Genomic DNA, 14,898 nt, shown 5'->3' on the forward strand with positions numbered 1-14,898 from the left:
GCCATGATCGGTACTGTGGTTACCTCGGTCGACATCGCCGGCGTACCAGCCGATCGGATCCGGATAACGCCGTCGCCGCTCGCGGAGCTCGGCGCGGTGCTGCACGTGCTCGCGGAGCCGCAGCATCATCCGGACACCGCCGCGGCGGTTGCGATGATGGCGGCTGCCCTTCCCGCAGAGCTGGCTCCAGACCTCGAGGAATTTGGTCTGCTCTGGCACTCCGGCCGGGCCGACTTTCTGTTCCCGCCCGATCCACGGCCGAGCCTGCGCGAGGAACTGGACGACGTCGACCGCCTGGACGACGAGCGTTGGGTCGCTGCGGCGCTCGCCGCCCATCGGGCCGTCTCACCGGCGCCGCGAAGGTGGTCGCCGCTGCGTGACCCGATCGTGCGGCAGCGGGCGCTGGCCGCGGCCCGCGCCCGAGGGCCGCGGCAGGCGGCGTGGGCCGAGCGGGTGCTCGCCGATCCGGCCGCTGAGCGGGAGCGGGTACGACGCTTTCTGCTCGCCTGCGAGTCCGCCTTCTTCGGCACGGTCTGGAAACGTGTCCGCCCGGCGCTCGCCGAGGAAGCTGACCGCCGACGCTTCGACCTGGCCCGCGAGGGTATCGGCGCCCTCGGCCGGATCTCGCACGCAATCGGGGTCGACGCCGAGCGCGGCATGCTGACGATCGACAAGCTGCAGGACCAGACCGCAGACGGTCGTGGCGGCGGGATGACGCTCATCCCGAGCGCGTACGGCGCACCGCATATGACCGTCGTGTACGCGCCCGGCTGGCTGCCCGTGCTGCAGTACCCGGCATCCGGCTGGGACCCGCGCCCGGTGTTGCGGGTGGACGAGCTGGACGCTCGGCTGACCGCGCTTGCGCACCCGCTGCGGCTACGTTTCTGCCGCACGCTCGCCCGAGGTCCGCACACGACCGGCGAGCTGGCCGACCTTTGGCGGGTGACGGCGCCGGAGGTGTCCAGGCACCTCGCGGTGCTGAAGGCGGCCGGGCTGCTGATCTCGGCGCGCCGCGGCCGCTACGTGACGTACCGCCTGGACATGCAGGCCTGCACCGGCCTGGGGCAGCAACTGGTGGACGTCCTCGGGCGCTGAACAGCCAGGACGCGTACGTGGGCAGGAAGACGAGGTCGACGTTGTTCATTGCTTCCGCATGAGAGGTCCGGGGCGCAGGTCACGTTGGGTGATTGACGGGGACCGCATCACCCCGCCGGGGGTTCTTCCCGATACGAGGCGAGGGGCTTACCGGCGGCCGGACGTCGAGCGCACGGAGGATGATCAACGGACGTGGACGCTCAGGACGAAGCCGACTGCGATTGTCCCCAGAGCCAGGGCAATGGAGAGGATCACCAGCGCTCGGCCACGCCGTCGCTGCCGCACTGGTTCCGAGCCGGTCCGATCGGAGTTGCGGGCAACGGCGGAGGCCAACTGCTCGAAAGCGGCTACCTCCCCAGCCGGCGTCAACCAACTCGTTTCCTCCACCTCCGGCAACGGCGGCGGACCGGAGACGTCATGTGTCTCGTACCGTGGTTCAATGCGCGGCGGCAGGTGGCGGAACCGGTTGTCCATGCCACGACTGTGGCAGACACCGCCAAGACAACCCCTGGCCAAGCGTCTCGCGTGAGAGGTGGAGTCTGCCCGATGCTCAGGATGGTGCTGCGGAGGTCGGTCGCGGTGCTGGCCGTCTGCATGGCGACCGCGTGCGGTTCTTCTTCAACGGCTCACCCCGCGGATCGACCAGCGCACGAAACAATCCCCTCCAAGGCGCAGGCGACGGGCTCGGCCACGGAGCCAGCTTCCCCGGCAGTTCCGGCGACCGGCGGATCCGGCTACTCCGCGACGCTGTCCGCACGCCTGCTGACCGCGGATTCACTGCCGCCCGGATTCACTGTGGAGATCGCGACCGTCATGCCGACGGATGCTGGAGAGCACCGCTCGGGCGTCGACGTTTCCTGTCCGGCCGGCATGATCCCGCTGCTGTCGGCCACGCGGCTGACCGGGGCGCCGTCAGCGATGGCCGCGGCCACTCTCGGCTATGACGCGGATCCCGATGGCTGGGGCTGGGTGGGAAACGAAGTCCTCAGGACCTACGCCGATGACGGTGCACGACGGGCAATGGCCGATCTGCGAGCCTTCATCGGCCGTTGCCCCACCGTCGCGTCGTCCGGTCAGGGCGTCGGCGGCGGCTACCGCTTCGCAGTGGCACCAGGGCCGCGGCTGGGCGATGACAGTCTGCACGTCAGATGCAGCGCGACGTCCGGTTCTGGCACTCTTGAATGCGACAGCGTACTGGTCCGGACCGGAACCACCTTGGTGGTCGTCCAGGAGCAGGGCAACAAGCCCGGCGGCGACAAGTACCTCACCATGCTCGCCGAAGCCGCGGTCCGCAGATATCAGTCGACCGGATCCTGAATAGTCCAGATCAACGCCGAGTGAGGCCCTCACCCTCGTCGAGGGGAGCACCCCGCCAGCGCCATTCCGTCAGCCGGTGGCGTCCGGGCAGCTCGATCCGGCCGGTGGACCACCGCAGTGCCGCCCACGGGTCGACGCCGGCCAGTTCCTGCGCCGCTGCCGGGAACAGCCGAGCGAGCACCCGGGCGCACACGTCACGTGGTGGGTCGATGGCGAGACCGAGGCCCCGCGCGATGTCGTCGCCGTGCAGCAGCGTCTCCACGCACCCCATCGCGGCGAAGCCCTCCGGATCGGCTTGACCGCTGGGGTGGTAGGCCCGGACGTCCGGCCCGGACGCGCGTACCGTGGCTGCCAGGACGCGACCACCCGCCTCGGCGAACTCCAGCACCTCGGCCGGGGAAGCATCCTTGTCGGCGATCGCCATGTAGCGCACATACCGCTTCTCGGGTCGGGCCACGAGCTGGGTGGCGAACGACATCAGGCAGTCGCCGATGTGCTCGGCGGTGTGCCAGCAGTCCCACTCCAGGCTGCCTGCCCGGACGGACCAGTCCGAGCCGGTCGCCGGTCGCAGGCGGGCGACGACGCTGGACAGTGCCGCGTCGAGATCATCGGCGGTGACCGCCACGTTTTCCTCCAGGTTCTGGGTGGCCGATGCCGCACCGGCCTTGCTCAGTCCGGCCACCTTGCCTGACGGGTGTGACGAACTGGGTGCCAGGTGTCGGAGCGGACCTGGACGGAGGTAGAAGTGTCCGCCGACGATCCTGGAGAGGTGCCGTTCGGTCCGAACGCCAACGCTCCAGGATCGGGGGATGGCAGGCGTCAGTACGCGTACGTGACCGAGATGGTGGCGGCGGGGCAGTTGTTGGCCCAGCTGGTCAGGGCGCTCTTCTCCGCGCTGTCCACGCTGAGCCGCCACCGGACCTTCACCGCCACCCACTCGCCGATGTAGCGGCAGCGGGCGGAGGCGTACGACGGCATCCAGGTGGCCGGGTCCTGGTCGCCCTTGGCCTGGTTGACGTTGTCGGTGACCGCGGCCAGCGCGCGGGAGTCGCCCAGGTCGTTGGCGTACGCCTGGCGGCGGCTGGTGGTCCAGTTGCGGGCGCCGGAGTCCCAGGCCTCGGCGAGCGGCACCATGTGGTCGATGTCGAGGTCGCCGGTGAGCGTCCAGTAGGCGTTGTCGTAGTAGGAGTACCAGCGGCCGCCGGAGAGGGTGCAGGTGCCGCTGATCGTGGGCTTGGTGGTGGCCTCGGCGTAGAGCACCTCGTTGCGGGTGTTGCAGCCGTCGCCGTCGGCGTCGATCCAGTGTGGGAAGAGGTCGCGGCTGTAGCCGGTGCGGACCTCGGTGGCGACGGGGAGGCCGGCGACGGCGGTGGTCAGGGAGGCGGAGTAGCTGGCGGCCCAGGCGGGCTGGGTGAGGCCGAGGGTGGCGGCCAGGATCGCGGCGAGGCTGATGGCCGTGGCGCGCATCGTGCGGGTCATGGGACTCCATCCGGATGGGATTGGCATGTGCTGGCACCCATATAGACAGAGATGGAAGTAGCCGTCTAGATCAAGTTCTGTGAACAGTGGATGACCGGAACCGGACGGACGCCGCTTCGGGCGCGGAACCGGGCGGGCCCGGCGGCCGGCCAGGTGTGTGCCGCCGGGGCAGGGGTAGTCGCCCAGGACGACGGCGAGACGAGGTGGGAGGTCGGTTCTGCGCACCTCGGTTCGATTCGCCGTGCATCTTCGGCGGCCTGCTCGACCGGCGTCGCGGTGGCCACTTCCAGGTCTCGCCGGAGGGGGTCGACTACACGAGCAAACAGCTCTACCTGCCGGGGACTCCGATCCTCATCACCCGCTTCCTCAGCGACGATGGGGTCTCCCTCATCAGCACCGCGGCGAACCTCGACCGGCTCCTCGACGCCCGCGGCTGACCGCCCGGCGGAAGAAACCCGCTGTGCCGCCCGGTCCGGCCCGTTACGGTGACCGGAGTACGGGTTACCGGCCCCGCCCGGGCGGGTAACCGCCCCCGACCAGCCGTCCACGCCGGCGCAGCCCGGGAGATGCGGTTGTGACGGCAGAGGACGAGCATGGGGGTACGACGAAAGGGGCGGAGATGACCGACGACATCGCTTCGAAGGTTCCGCCGGACCCGGCCCCCGTGGTGAGCGCGCCCGCCGGTCCACCGCCGGTCGGGCCGCCGAGCAGCCTGGACCTGTGGGCCCGTGCGCAGACGCTGCACCGCTGCTTCGGCGACGACGACGGCGAGCCGCACATCATGCGCGGCCTGGACTGAGGTCACGCCATACCGCAGGCGCCCCGCAGGGGCGCCCGGATCCGTGCACCCGCTGGGGGCCGGTGACCGTGGATCCACGCAGCCCTCGGCGGGGACATAGGCTCCCTGCATGATCACCCCCGCGCCGGTTGAGCTGCTGACCCGTTTTCCCGCGCTCGCGCCGCTGGGGCGGCCGGCCGCCCGGCTGAACCCCCGACCGGGTGCGGTCACCGCCGCCGACAGCCACCTCGGCGGGCCGCTACGCTGGCCGGCGGCCGAGACCTGGCCGACCTGCGACACCCCGCACATGGTCGCCGAGGAGGTGCCTCTCCCGGCGGAGCTGCTCGCCCGGCTGCGGGAGCGGGAGGCGCACCGGACCCAGGCGCACGTCATGGCCGACGGGGAGCTGGAGTTGCTCGAGGAGATCGCCCGCCTCGTCGGTCCCGGCTACACCGGCTTCGGCTCGGTCAACGGCGGCCCGTACGTCGGCCACCGCTACGTGGCCCGCCCGCACCCGACGCCCAACCCGATGGTGGCGTTGGCCCAGCTGCGCGCGGCCGACCTGCCGGACCTGCCCCGGCCCGACGGCGCCGACCTGCTCCAGGTGCTCTGGTGCCCGTTCGAGCACCAGCAGGCGACGACCTGGGGGCCGACGGTCCACCTGCGCTGGCGCCGCGAGGCCGAGGTGACCGACCCGCTCGCGGCGCCGCCCGAGGGCGAGGTGGGCGACGAGCACTACCTGCCCCGCCCGTGCCGGTTGCACCCCGAGCGCGTGGTCGACTACCCGGACCCGGCGGAGCTGCCGGCGGCGATCCGCGACGCGCTGCCCCGCGCGGCCGACGAGGACGAGGACGACGACGACGAGGACGTCGCGGAGTTCTACGACCGGTGGCCGCTGGCCTTCGGCTGGAAGGTCGGCGGCCATCCGTTCTGGACCCTCACCGACCCGACGCCCACCCCGTGCCCGTCCTGTGCCGGCCCGACGCGGCTGGTGCTCACGATCGACTCCACCCGCGAGACGACCGGTGTGGTGGTGGGCCGCTACGGCGCGCTGCGCGTCTTCGCCTGCCTGGCCTGCCCGGGCACCCCGGTGGTGCTCAACCAGCAGTGAGCGGGCCGAGCCGGGCCGCGCGGCCGTGCAGGTAGCGCTGCTGGGCCAGGTTCATCGACCGGCGGGCCGCCGCCAGGTACGCCTCGCGCGCCGCGTCCGGCTCCCCGGCCAGCTCCAGCAGGTGCGCCCGGGCCGCGTACCGGCGGTGGTCCTCGGCGACCCGGCGGTCGCTGGCCAGTGCGTCGAGCAGCGCCAGGCCGGCGCGCGGCCCGTGCGCCATGGCCACCGCCACGGCGTGGTTCAGCCGGACCACCGGGTTGTCGTGCAACGTCAGCAGCATCTCGTAGAGGGCGACGATCTGCGGCCAGTCGGTCGCCTCGATGTCGGTCGCCTCGTCGTGCAGCGCGGCGATCGCCGCCTGGAGCTGGTACGGCCCGACCGCGCCCCGGGGCAGCGCCGCGGCGACCAGCGCCGTCCCCTCGGCGATGCGGTCGGCCCGCCAGCGCCCCCGGTCCTGCTCGGCCATCGGCACCAGCGTCCCGTCCGGGCCGGTCCGTGCCGGGCTCCGCGCGTCGGTGAGCAGCATCAACGCCAGCAGCCCGGTCGCCTCGGGGTCGTCGGTGAGCCGGTGCAGCAACCGGGCCAGCCGGATCGCCTCGGCGCACAGGTCGGGCCGGTGCAGCTGTTCCCCCGCGGTGCTCGCGTACCCCTCGTTGAAGATCAGGTAGAGCACGTGCAGCACGGCGTCGAGCCGGGCGGCCCGCTCCGGGCCGGCCGGCGGGGCGAACGGCAGCCCGCTGTCCCGGATGCGCTGCTTGGCCCGGGTGATCCGCCGGGTCATGGTCGCCTCCGGCACGAGGAACGCCCGGGCCACCTCGGCGGTGCTCAGCCCGCCGACCGCGCGCAGGGTCAGGGCGATCTGCCCGGCCGGCGGCAGCGACGGGTGGCAGCAGAGGAACAGCAGGATGAGGCTGTCGTCGGCGTCGTCCGGCACCGCGTCCGCGGGCGGCGCGAGCCACCGGTCCGCCGGCGCCTCCCGGGCCACGCCGTCCTCCCGGCGACGCCGGGCCTGCTCGGCCCGGAGCAGGTCGGTCAGCCGGCGGGACGCCACGGTGATCAGCCACGCCTTCGGATCGTCCGGGAGCCCGGCGTCGGGCCAGCGGGTGGCGGCGGCGAGCAGCGCCTCCTGGGTGGCGTCCTCGGCGGTGTCGAAGTGCCCGTACCGGCGGACGAGCGCGCCGAGGACCTGCGGCGCCAGGGCGCGCAACAGGTCCTCGACGCGTTCGGCGGGCACCGCTCAGCCCTGGAGTTCCTCGATGCCGTCCACGACCGGCCGCACGTCGACGTACTCGCCCTCGCCGTCCGGGTTGACGAACCGGGCGGCGATCTCGGTGGCCCGGTCGAAGCTGGCGCACTCGACCATCGTGTAGCCGGCCAGCACCTCCTGCGTCTCGGCGTACGGGCCGTCGGTCACCACGGGCGCCCCGCCGCGCAGCCGGACCCGGCGGGCGTGCACCGGCGCGGACAGGCCCTGCGCGTCGACGAGTTCCCCGGTCTCGGCCAGTTCCTTGTGGACCGCCTCCATGTGGGCGTGCATGGCGGCGACCTGCTCGGGGCTCATCGGTGGCTGGTCGCCGGGCCGCCCGGCCATCGCGTCGTAGTCCCGCTGGCTGCCGTAGAGCATGATCAGGTACTTCACCGTGTCTCCTCTCGGCCGGCGCCCCGCGGCGCCGCTCACCCGGAACGTCGGAGCCGCGGAGCCGCCCCGGACACCAGCCTAGGGGCGGATCAGTCGACCCGGGCGGAGCCGATCAGCGCGGCGGTGGGCAGCGCCAGGAACCCGTCGGCGTCCCGGTAGTGGGCGGCGAGCCGGTCGTATTCCTCGCGGATGCGCTCGCGCCCGGCCATCGGCTGCCGCTCCAGCACCAGGCCGATGGTGCTGATGCCGGCCGCCGGGCCGGCCCACCAGTCCTCCGGGTCGGTGCGGTGCGCCCAGCTCAGGGTCACGCACCGGACGTCGGCCAGCCCGGCCGCGGCCAGCAGCCCAGCCAGGCCCGCCTCGGTGCGGGGGAAGTCGCGCTCGGGCGCGAGCCGGGGCAGGTCGGGCGGCGTCGCCACGCCGGCGGCGGCGACGGCCTCGCCCCAGAGCCGTTGCAGCGGCGGCTGCGGGGACGGCCAGACGGTCACCGCGACCCGGCCGCCGGGGCGGACCACCCGGCGCAGCTCGGCCAGCCCGGCGGCCGGATCGCCGACGTGGTTGAGCACGAAGTTCGCCACCGCCGCGTCGAAGCCGCTGGGCGGGAACGGCAGGCGCGGCAGCGCCGCGGCCCGGACCTCGGCGCCGGGCGCGGTCCGCCGGGCCGCGTCGAGCATGCTCGGCTCCGCGTCGACCGCCACCACCTGGGCGCCGCGGGCGAGGGCCGCCGCCGCGACGGTGCCCGGCCCGGTGCCCACGTCGATCACCCGCCGTCCGGCCCGCACGCCCGCCGCGTCCAGCAACGCCCCCGCCGGGTACGCGCAGAGCCGGCCGAAGCTGCGCGCGTACGCCTCGGCCCGGCCCGCCCACCGGGACCGCTCGTGCGCGTCGAAGTCCGCGTCGATCATGGCCGCAGCGTAGCCGCGACCCGGGGGTGCGCGGTGGCCCTACCGTCGTGGGCATGACGACGGTGTTGGTGACGCTGGCGGTGGTGGCCGCGGTCGTGGCCGCGGCGGTGGGATACGTCTCCTGGCGGGACCGGCGACGGTCCACCCCGGACGAGGACCGGGGGGCGGAGCGCGACGCGGAGTCGCGGCGGCACCGCTACGAGGCGCAGCGCCACGCCTCGCAGGGCGAGGTCCACCGCCGCGACGACCTGAAGATGTGACCCGACCGGTCGGCCGGGCGGCGGACGTGACCGCCGACCGGTGAACGAAGGCCGGGGCGCCCACGTGATCCCCGGTGGGCATCAACGGCGCGCGCTCGGGGTACTGCGCTGACACAGCGACTCAGCCGGGAGGCAACGGTGGGGGAGAAGGCGGGACGTCGGCGACCGGGACCGCTCGCCGGGCTGCTGGTGGCCCTGGTCGTGGCGGCCGGCTGCATGGGCGGCGGGCTGGACCAGGGCGAGCCGGAGCAGCCCCGCCCGCGGCGAAGCGACCAGCCGGCCTCCCCGGGAGCGGACTCGACCCGGGCGGACGGCACCACCAGCGTGGCCGAGTTCAAGCAGGACTTCTCCGACGCCGTGGGCGTGGCCGAGCGCTACTGGACGGACCGGTTCCGGGGCTCCGGCAAGCAGTTCCAGCCGATCCGGCGGGTGGTGCCGTACACCAGGTCCGGCGAGGTCTCCTGCGGCGGCCAGGGGCTGCCCCGCAACAACGCGGTCTACTGCTCGGCCGGTGACTTCATCGCCTACGACGTGACCTGGTCGGTGGGGGCGTTCCGGCAGGTCGGCGACGCCTTCCTCTACTACCTGCTCGGCCACGAGTACGCCCACGGCGTCCAGGTGCGCCTCGGCATCCGCTACAACTTCACCATCCAGCAGGAGTTGCAGGCGGACTGCATGGCCGGGGCGTACATCGGCGACAACGTGCGTTCGGGGACGCTGACCCTGGCCGAGGGCGATCTGGACGAGTTCCGGGAGGGGCTGCTGGCGGTCGGCGACGACCCGGACCAGCCCTGGTTCGCCGAGGGCTCGCACGGCACCGCCGAGCAGCGCAGCGACTCGTTCTTCCGCGGCTACGAGAACTCCCTGGACGCCTGCGGCCTCGGCTGATGCCGCAGGTCACCCCCGAGGGGGACGGTGGCCGCCGGGTCGGGCCCGGCTGAGAGGATCGGCGGGTACCCGCACCCGAGGAGGCCCCCGCTGAGCAGCAGACACCCCGCCGCCGTGCTCTTCGACATGGACGGCACCCTGGTCGACAGCGAGAAGCTCTGGGACGTCGCGTTGCAGGAACTCGCGGCGGTCTACGGCGGGACGCTCTCCGAGGCGGCCCGCAAGGCGATCATCGGCACCAGCATGGCCGTCTCAATGCGGATGGTGCACGACGACCTGGGCCAGCCGGAGCGGGATCCGCAGGCCAGCGCCGACTGGATCAACGCCCGGATCCTGGAGCTGTTCCGCGACGGGCTGCGCTGGCGGCCCGGGGCGCTGGCCCTGCTGCGCGCCGTCCGCGCCGCCGGCATTCCCACCGCTCTGGTCACCTCCAGCACCCGGCCGCTGGTCGAGGTCGCCCTCGACACCCTGGGCCGGGACAGCTTCGACGCGGTGGTCTGCGGCGACGAGGTGGACGCGGCCAAGCCGCACCCGGAGCCGTACCTGACCGCGGCGCGGCTGCTCGGCGTGCCGATCGAGCGGTGCGTGGCGATCGAGGACTCGCCGACCGGAGTGGCCAGCGCGCTGGCCGCCGGGGCCGCCGTGCTGGCCGTCCCGGCCGAGGTGCCGCTGCCGCCGACGGACGGCGTACACCAGTTGGAGAGCCTGACCGCGGCGGACCTGGAGCTGCTCGCGGCCCTGCTCGGCGAACGCCCCGCCTGAGGCTGGTCAGCGGGCTTCGCCGAACACCGCCACGGCGATCTGGTAGCTGTCGAACGCTCGCGCGGCGCCGGCGTAGGCGGCCAGGTGGATGAAGAGTTCGACGATCTCCTCCCGGCTCACCCCGGAGTGCAGCGCGATGCGCAGTTGCCCGCGCAACGGCTCGTGGGTGCCCAACGCCGCGGCGATCGCCACCGACACCAGGCAGCGGGAGCGCAGGTCGAGGCCCTCGCGGGGCCACACGTCACCGAAGGTGTGCAGGGTGGCCAGCCGCCGGAAGTCCGCGCCGACCGCCGGCTCACCGGGGCCGAGCGGCAGGGTGAGCGGCTGGCCGAGCAGCCCTTCGGCGTTCGCCAGTGCCCGCGCGTAGGCGTCGTCCGTCACACCCCTCACCCCCGTGGCCCGAGTCTGGCAGGGGGCGAGGAGCCGGCGGGGACGAAACGGCCCCCGCCACACCGGGGTGGCGGGGGCCGTCGTGCGTGCCGGGTCAGTCGTGGGCGATGGCGCCCAGCACGTTGATCCGCGCGGCGCGGATGGCGGGCAGCACCGCGGCCACCACGCCGATGATCGCGGCCAGGACCAGGAAGGTCACCATCTGGCTCCAGGGCAGGACCAGGTCGGTGATGCCCTCGTCCTTGAGCGCCCGGACCACGGCCGCGCCGAGGCCGGTGCCGACCACGACGCCGAGCAGCGCGCCGAAGATCGAGATCACCACCGCCTCCACGGTGATCATCCGCATGGTCTGCGCCCGGCGCAGGCCGATGGCCCGCAGCAGGCCCAGTTCCCGGGTCCGCTCCAGCACCGACAGGGCGAGGGTGTTGATGATGCCCAGCACCGCGATCACGATGGCCAGCGCCAGCAGGATCTGGATCATCCGCAGCGGGGTGTCCAGCTGGCTGGTCTGCTGCTTGATGAACGCGGCCCGGTCCGCCACGGACACCTCGGGGCTGTCCGCGAGCAGCCGCTCGATCTGCGGCTGCACCGCGGCGACCGAGGTGCCCGGGGCGAGCTGCACGAAGCCCTGGATGGGCTGCGGGATGGCGAAGTCGGTGGCCGCCTGCGGTGGCAGCACCACCGGGTTGGTCAGCTGCGAGCTCTCGTAGATGCCGCTGACCGTGTAGGTGCGGGCCTCGCCGCGGGACAGCTGCACGGTCACCGTCGAGCCGACCGACAGGTTGCGCGACTTCGCGGTGTCCGAGCTGACCAGCATCTGGTCCGGGCTGAGCCGGCTGATGTCACCGGCGTTCGCCTTCGCCCCGAAGATCTGCTCCAGCGCGGCCACGTCGCTGGACGCGGCCACCCAGGTCCGCTCACCGTTCATGGTGGCCATGTCGCCGTACTCGCCGTCGACCAGCCGCACCCCGGGGATGTCGGCGGCCTTCTCCAGCACCGCCGGGTCGAAGCTCGGCGGCCGCGGGCCGGCCTGGGCGCCGGAGATCACCAGCTCCGCCTTGATGGTGTCCTCCGCCAGAGCGCTGATGCTGCCCTTGGCCGAGTCGAGGATCACCGTCACCCCGGTCACCAGGGCGATGCCGACCATCAGCGCGGCGGCCGTGATCGCGGTGCGCCGGGGGTTGCGGCCGGAGTTCAGCCGGCCCAGCTTGCCCGGCACGGACCAGGCGAAGATCGAGCCCAGCAGGGCGACGACCGGCCGGCTGATCAGCGGGGTCAGCAGCGCCACGCCGATGAAGGCGAACAGCACGCCACCGAGGATGGTGGCCAGGGTGTTGTCGCCGGCGTGGCCGCCGAGCCCGAGGAAGAGCAGGCCCGCGCCGATCGCGGTGACCACGGACCCGCCGACGGTCACCTTGGTCAGCGGACGGTCCGGCGTGGCCACGTCCTGCATGGCGGCGATCGGCGGGATGCGCGAGGCGCGCAGCGCGGGCAGTAGCGCCGCCACGACCGTGATCACCGTGCCCACGGCGAAGGCACCGATCACCGCCGCGGGCGGCACGCCCAGACCGGCCAGGGTGAGCCCGCCGGCGAGCTTGCCGAACAGGTACGCCAGCAGCGCGCCGACCCCGATGCCGGCGGCGAGCCCGAGCACCGAGGCGATCAGACCGACCGCCACGGCCTCCAGCACCACCGAGCCGATGATCTGCCGCCCGCTCGCGCCGATGGCCCGCATGAGCGCCAGCTCGCGGGTGCGCTGGGCCACGATGATCGAGAAGGTGTTGAGGATCAGGAATGTGCCGACCAGCAGCGCCACCGCGGCGAAGCCGAGCAGGATCTTGTTGAAGAAGGACAGGCCCTCCTTCAGGCCGGCGGACGCGTCGTCCGCGAGCTGCTTGCCGGTCTTCACCTCGTAGTCCGCGCCGAGGGCGCGGGCCACGTCGTCGCGCAGCGCCTCCGGCGTGGTGCCATCGGCGGTCCGCGCGGTCACGTTGGAGAACACGTCCGGCTTGCCGAGCATCAGCTGCTGGGCCACCGGGGTCGTGAACATCACCTCGTTGACCCCGCCGACCGAGTCCCGGCCGCCGCTGTAGCCGAAGACGCCCACCAGGGTGAACTCCTTCTTCGGCGCCAGGGTCAGCACGCCCACCCGGTCGCCGACCTTGACCTTGGCCGCGTCGGCGAGCGCCACGTTGACCACGATCTCGTCGTCGGCCTGCGGGGCACGCCCCTCGCGCAGCTTCAGCAGGTCTCCCTCGCCGAGCCAGTTCTCGCCGAGCTGCGGCGGGCCGAACGAGGTGACCACCTTGCCGTTGCTGCCGATCAGCCGGGCCCCGTCGGCGGCGACCACGCCGCGGACGTCGGTGACGCCGGGCACCGCCTTGACCCGGTCGACGACCGACGCGGGCACCGGGGTGGCCACCTGCTCGCCCTCGACCTCGGACAGGGCGACCTTCGGCTTGCCGGCCACGTTGACGTCGACTTCGGAGAACGCGTCGGAGAAGACCGCGTCGAAGGAGCGGCCGAGGGTGTCGGTGAGCACGAACGCGCCGGAGACGAACATGACGCCGAGCACCACCGCCAGGCCGGACAGCAGCAGGCGCACCTTGCGCGCCAGCAGGCTCTTCAGAGTGGCCCGGAACATCAGTTGCCCACCTCGGCCGGCGCGTCGAGCTTCTTCATGGTGTCCAACACCGTGTCGGCGGTCGGCTCGATCAGCTCGGAGACGATCTGGCCGTCGGCGAGGAAGACCACCCGGTCGGCGTACGCGGCGGCGGTCGGGTCGTGGGTGACCATGACGATGGTCTGGCCGTGCTCGCGGACCGAGTTGCGCAGGAAGTTGAGCACCTCGGCGCCGGAGCGGGAGTCCAGGTTGCCGGTCGGCTCGTCGGCGAAGATCACCTCGGGTCGGGCGACCAGGGCCCGGGCGCACGCCACCCGCTGCTGCTGGCCGCCGGAGAGCTGGGCCGGGCGGTGCCCGAGCCGGTCCCGCAGACCGACCGTGTCGATCACCGTGTCGTACCAGGCCGGGTCGGGCTTGCGGCCGGCGATCGACAGCGGCAGCAGGATGTTCTCCTGCGCGGTGAGCGTCGGCAGCAGGTTGAACTGCTGGAAGATGAAGCCCACCTTGTCGCGGCGCAGCTTCGTCAGGCCGGCGTCGCCGAGCCCGGTCACCGTGGTGTCACCGATCATGACGGTGCCCCGGGTCACCGAGTCCAGGCCCGCCAGGCAGTGCATCAGCGTCGACTTGCCGGAGCCGGACGGGCCCATGATCGCCGTGAACCGGCCCCGCTCGAACTCGGCGCTCACCCCCCGGAGGGCGATGACCTGCGCCTCGCCGCTGCCGTACACCTTCCACACGTCGCTGGCCCGGGCCGCGGCCACCGCCTGCTGCCCTACCGTCGCGGTCACGTCATCTACCTCTTCCGTCTGCCTGCGGTATCCCCGCCGCCCCCGCTGGTCGGTGGGGCTGATCCCATCCTCGGTGCCGTGCATCCCGGATCCGTCCGACTCCCGGCGGAGCCATTGCGGATTTCGCACTGCGGGTCGGCCCCCACCCGGGCTCAGGGTTACCCCTGAGACGACCGATCGGTCGAGCGTGTTTCGGCCCGCCGGACGGCGCCGAAACCCACGCTAGAGCCTGACGTCACGTCATGGTCAACCGCGCCACGCCGCCGTCCGTCACGGTAGGTGACGAGGGCAACAGGGCCCGCCGCCCGTCGCGGCGTACGCCTGCGCGGCGCGTAGCGGTCAGTGCCGCTCCGGGTGGGCGCGTCCCAGGGCCCCGGCTCGGCCCCACCGTCCGGGAATGTTGAGCAGCTCGATCCGGCCCAGGCTCAGGGGAACGGCCGGCCTGGTCACCAGGTGGTTCCCGCGGGGCTCCATGCCGAGCATGGTCCGTAGCAACAACAACGGGGTGCCCGTGGACCACGCCTGTGGACTGCACGCCGTGGGGTACCGCACCGGATACCTGGTCAGCGACCGCTCGTAGCCGCCGAAGGCCTCCGGCAGCCTCCCCTCGAAGAACCCGGCGGCGTCGATGATCCCCTCGGCGATGCGTCCGGCCTCGCGGGTGAAGCCGTAGCGGCGCAGCCCCCAGGCGATGAACGCGTTGTCGAAGGGCCAGACGGTGCCGACGTGGTAGCCGATCGGGTTGTAGCGGCCTTCCCCGTCGGCCATGGTGCGTACTCCCCAGCCGGAGAAGAGTCGGGGGCCGAGCAGGTGTTCGGCGATCCTGGCCGCGCGGGGTTCCTCGACGATGCCGCTCCACAGCA

16 protein-coding genes and 2 pseudogenes are annotated in these 14,898 nt (G+C 73.0%); 8 read left to right on the plus strand and 10 right to left on the minus strand.

The window, feature by feature from the left end:
• Window positions 1-3: 3 nt before the first annotated feature.
• On the plus strand, window positions 4-1,095 hold the full coding sequence (locus ABZV78_RS11735; RefSeq protein WP_355637757.1) for a DUF5937 family protein: 1,092 nt from the start codon (window positions 4-6) through the stop codon (window positions 1,093-1,095).
• A 183-nt stretch (window positions 1,096-1,278) separates the two neighbouring features.
• Here ABZV78_RS11735 and ABZV78_RS11740 read toward each other — a convergent pair whose 3' ends face one another.
• Window positions 1,279-1,569 (minus strand): hypothetical protein, encoded by a 291-nt coding sequence (locus tag ABZV78_RS11740; protein WP_355637759.1) that lies wholly within the window; start codon window positions 1,567-1,569, stop codon window positions 1,279-1,281.
• Window positions 1,570-1,641: 72 nt separating this feature from the next.
• Between ABZV78_RS11740 and ABZV78_RS11745 the strand changes: the two genes are divergently transcribed.
• Entirely contained in the window at window positions 1,642-2,412 is a 771-nt protein-coding gene (locus tag ABZV78_RS11745; RefSeq protein WP_355637761.1) for a hypothetical protein, read from the plus strand.
• Between the two features lie 10 nt (window positions 2,413-2,422).
• Here ABZV78_RS11745 and ABZV78_RS11750 read toward each other — a convergent pair whose 3' ends face one another.
• The gene (locus ABZV78_RS11750) at window positions 2,423-3,094 is read right to left on the minus strand and encodes a DinB family protein (RefSeq protein ID WP_355637763.1); all 672 of its coding nucleotides are present in this window, start codon (window positions 3,092-3,094) and stop codon (window positions 2,423-2,425) included.
• Window positions 3,095-3,231: 137 nt separating this feature from the next.
• A complete protein-coding gene (locus tag ABZV78_RS11755; protein ID WP_355637765.1) occupies window positions 3,232-3,891 on the minus strand; it encodes an HNH endonuclease family protein in 660 nt (219 codons plus the stop codon).
• 215 nt (window positions 3,892-4,106) lie between these two features.
• Between ABZV78_RS11755 and ABZV78_RS11760 the strand changes: the two are divergent.
• The 3 genes and pseudogenes from ABZV78_RS11760 to ABZV78_RS11770 form a co-directional block, all read left to right on the plus strand.
• Window positions 4,107-4,283 (plus strand): annotated as a pseudogene (locus ABZV78_RS11760) (trehalase-like domain-containing protein); the annotation flags it as partial.
• Between the two features lie 227 nt (window positions 4,284-4,510).
• Window positions 4,511-4,690, plus strand: coding sequence for a hypothetical protein (locus ABZV78_RS11765; RefSeq protein WP_355637767.1), 180 nt, complete (start codon window positions 4,511-4,513; stop codon window positions 4,688-4,690).
• Window positions 4,691-4,799: 109 nt separating this feature from the next.
• Window positions 4,800-5,780, plus strand: coding sequence for a hypothetical protein (locus tag ABZV78_RS11770; protein ID WP_355637769.1), 981 nt, complete (start codon window positions 4,800-4,802; stop codon window positions 5,778-5,780).
• On the opposite strand, the gene ABZV78_RS11775 is transcribed toward ABZV78_RS11770, so the two are convergent.
• The 3 genes from ABZV78_RS11775 to ABZV78_RS11785 all read right to left on the minus strand — a co-directional run bounded on the left by ABZV78_RS11775 (window position 5,767) and on the right by ABZV78_RS11785 (window position 8,324).
• Window positions 5,767-7,014, minus strand: coding sequence for a sigma-70 family RNA polymerase sigma factor (locus ABZV78_RS11775; protein WP_355637771.1), 1,248 nt, complete (start codon window positions 7,012-7,014; stop codon window positions 5,767-5,769). The two genes, ABZV78_RS11770 and ABZV78_RS11775, sit on opposite strands and share 14 nt — an antisense overlap.
• 3 nt (window positions 7,015-7,017) lie before the next feature.
• On the minus strand, window positions 7,018-7,419 hold the full coding sequence (locus tag ABZV78_RS11780) for a YciI family protein (RefSeq protein ID WP_355637773.1): 402 nt from the start codon (window positions 7,417-7,419) through the stop codon (window positions 7,018-7,020).
• An 89-nt stretch (window positions 7,420-7,508) separates the two neighbouring features.
• Window positions 7,509-8,324 (minus strand): methyltransferase domain-containing protein, encoded by an 816-nt coding sequence (locus ABZV78_RS11785; RefSeq protein ID WP_355637774.1) that lies wholly within the window; start codon window positions 8,322-8,324, stop codon window positions 7,509-7,511.
• Window positions 8,325-8,377: 53 nt separating this feature from the next.
• Here ABZV78_RS11785 and ABZV78_RS11790 point away from each other — a divergent pair, with 53 nt between their 5' ends.
• From ABZV78_RS11790 to ABZV78_RS11800, 3 genes are all read left to right on the plus strand, one after another.
• Window positions 8,378-8,584: a hypothetical protein gene (locus tag ABZV78_RS11790; RefSeq protein ID WP_355637776.1), complete on the plus strand. Its 207-nt coding sequence runs from the start codon at window positions 8,378-8,380 to the stop codon at window positions 8,582-8,584.
• A gap of 138 nt (window positions 8,585-8,722) precedes the next feature.
• Complete coding sequence (locus ABZV78_RS11795) at window positions 8,723-9,472, plus strand: neutral zinc metallopeptidase (RefSeq protein ID WP_355637778.1); 750 nt, start codon at window positions 8,723-8,725, stop codon at window positions 9,470-9,472.
• Between the two features lie 114 nt (window positions 9,473-9,586).
• Window positions 9,587-10,234, plus strand: a complete 648-nt coding sequence (locus ABZV78_RS11800; RefSeq protein WP_355637780.1) for an HAD family phosphatase — start codon at window positions 9,587-9,589, stop codon at window positions 10,232-10,234.
• 6 nt (window positions 10,235-10,240) lie between these two features.
• Here the strand turns inward: ABZV78_RS11800 and ABZV78_RS11805 are convergent, their stop codons facing one another.
• The 4 genes and pseudogenes from ABZV78_RS11805 to ABZV78_RS11820 form a co-directional block, all read right to left on the minus strand.
• Window positions 10,241-10,615, minus strand: a complete 375-nt coding sequence (locus ABZV78_RS11805) for a carboxymuconolactone decarboxylase family protein (RefSeq protein ID WP_355637782.1) — start codon at window positions 10,613-10,615, stop codon at window positions 10,241-10,243.
• Window positions 10,616-10,718: 103 nt separating this feature from the next.
• Complete coding sequence (locus ABZV78_RS11810) at window positions 10,719-13,268, minus strand: FtsX-like permease family protein (protein WP_355637784.1); 2,550 nt, start codon at window positions 13,266-13,268, stop codon at window positions 10,719-10,721.
• The gene (locus tag ABZV78_RS11815) at window positions 13,268-14,035 is read right to left on the minus strand and encodes an ABC transporter ATP-binding protein (protein ID WP_355637786.1); all 768 of its coding nucleotides are present in this window, start codon (window positions 14,033-14,035) and stop codon (window positions 13,268-13,270) included. Before ABZV78_RS11815 ends, ABZV78_RS11810 begins: the two co-directional genes overlap by 1 nt.
• A 339-nt stretch (window positions 14,036-14,374) precedes the next feature.
• Window positions 14,375-14,898, minus strand: a pseudogene (locus ABZV78_RS11820) (amylo-alpha-1,6-glucosidase); the annotation flags it as partial.

The organism is Micromonospora sp. NPDC004540 (genome assembly GCF_040610095.1).
Taxonomy (GTDB): domain Bacteria; phylum Actinomycetota; class Actinomycetes; order Mycobacteriales; family Micromonosporaceae; genus Micromonospora.

What these genes read in the sequence shown, in the direction of transcription:
- ABZV78_RS11740 (WP_355637759.1), bottom strand. Translation starts at nt 1,569, where the DNA reads ATGGACAACCGGTTCCGCCACCTGCCGCCGCGCATTGAACCACGGTAC.
- ABZV78_RS11810 (WP_355637784.1), bottom strand. Translation starts at nt 13,268, where the DNA reads ATGTTCCGGGCCACTCTGAAGAGCCTGCTGGCGCGCAAGGTGCGCCTG.
- ABZV78_RS11770 (WP_355637769.1), top strand. Translation starts at nt 4,800, where the DNA reads ATGATCACCCCCGCGCCGGTTGAGCTGCTGACCCGTTTTCCCGCGCTC.
- ABZV78_RS11735 (WP_355637757.1), top strand. Translation starts at nt 4, where the DNA reads ATGATCGGTACTGTGGTTACCTCGGTCGACATCGCCGGCGTACCAGCC.
- ABZV78_RS11745 (WP_355637761.1), top strand. Translation starts at nt 1,642, where the DNA reads ATGCTCAGGATGGTGCTGCGGAGGTCGGTCGCGGTGCTGGCCGTCTGC.
- ABZV78_RS11765 (WP_355637767.1), top strand. Translation starts at nt 4,511, where the DNA reads ATGACCGACGACATCGCTTCGAAGGTTCCGCCGGACCCGGCCCCCGTG.
- ABZV78_RS11785 (WP_355637774.1), bottom strand. Translation starts at nt 8,324, where the DNA reads ATGATCGACGCGGACTTCGACGCGCACGAGCGGTCCCGGTGGGCGGGC.
- ABZV78_RS11790 (WP_355637776.1), top strand. Translation starts at nt 8,378, where the DNA reads ATGACGACGGTGTTGGTGACGCTGGCGGTGGTGGCCGCGGTCGTGGCC.
- ABZV78_RS11755 (WP_355637765.1), bottom strand. Translation starts at nt 3,891, where the DNA reads ATGACCCGCACGATGCGCGCCACGGCCATCAGCCTCGCCGCGATCCTG.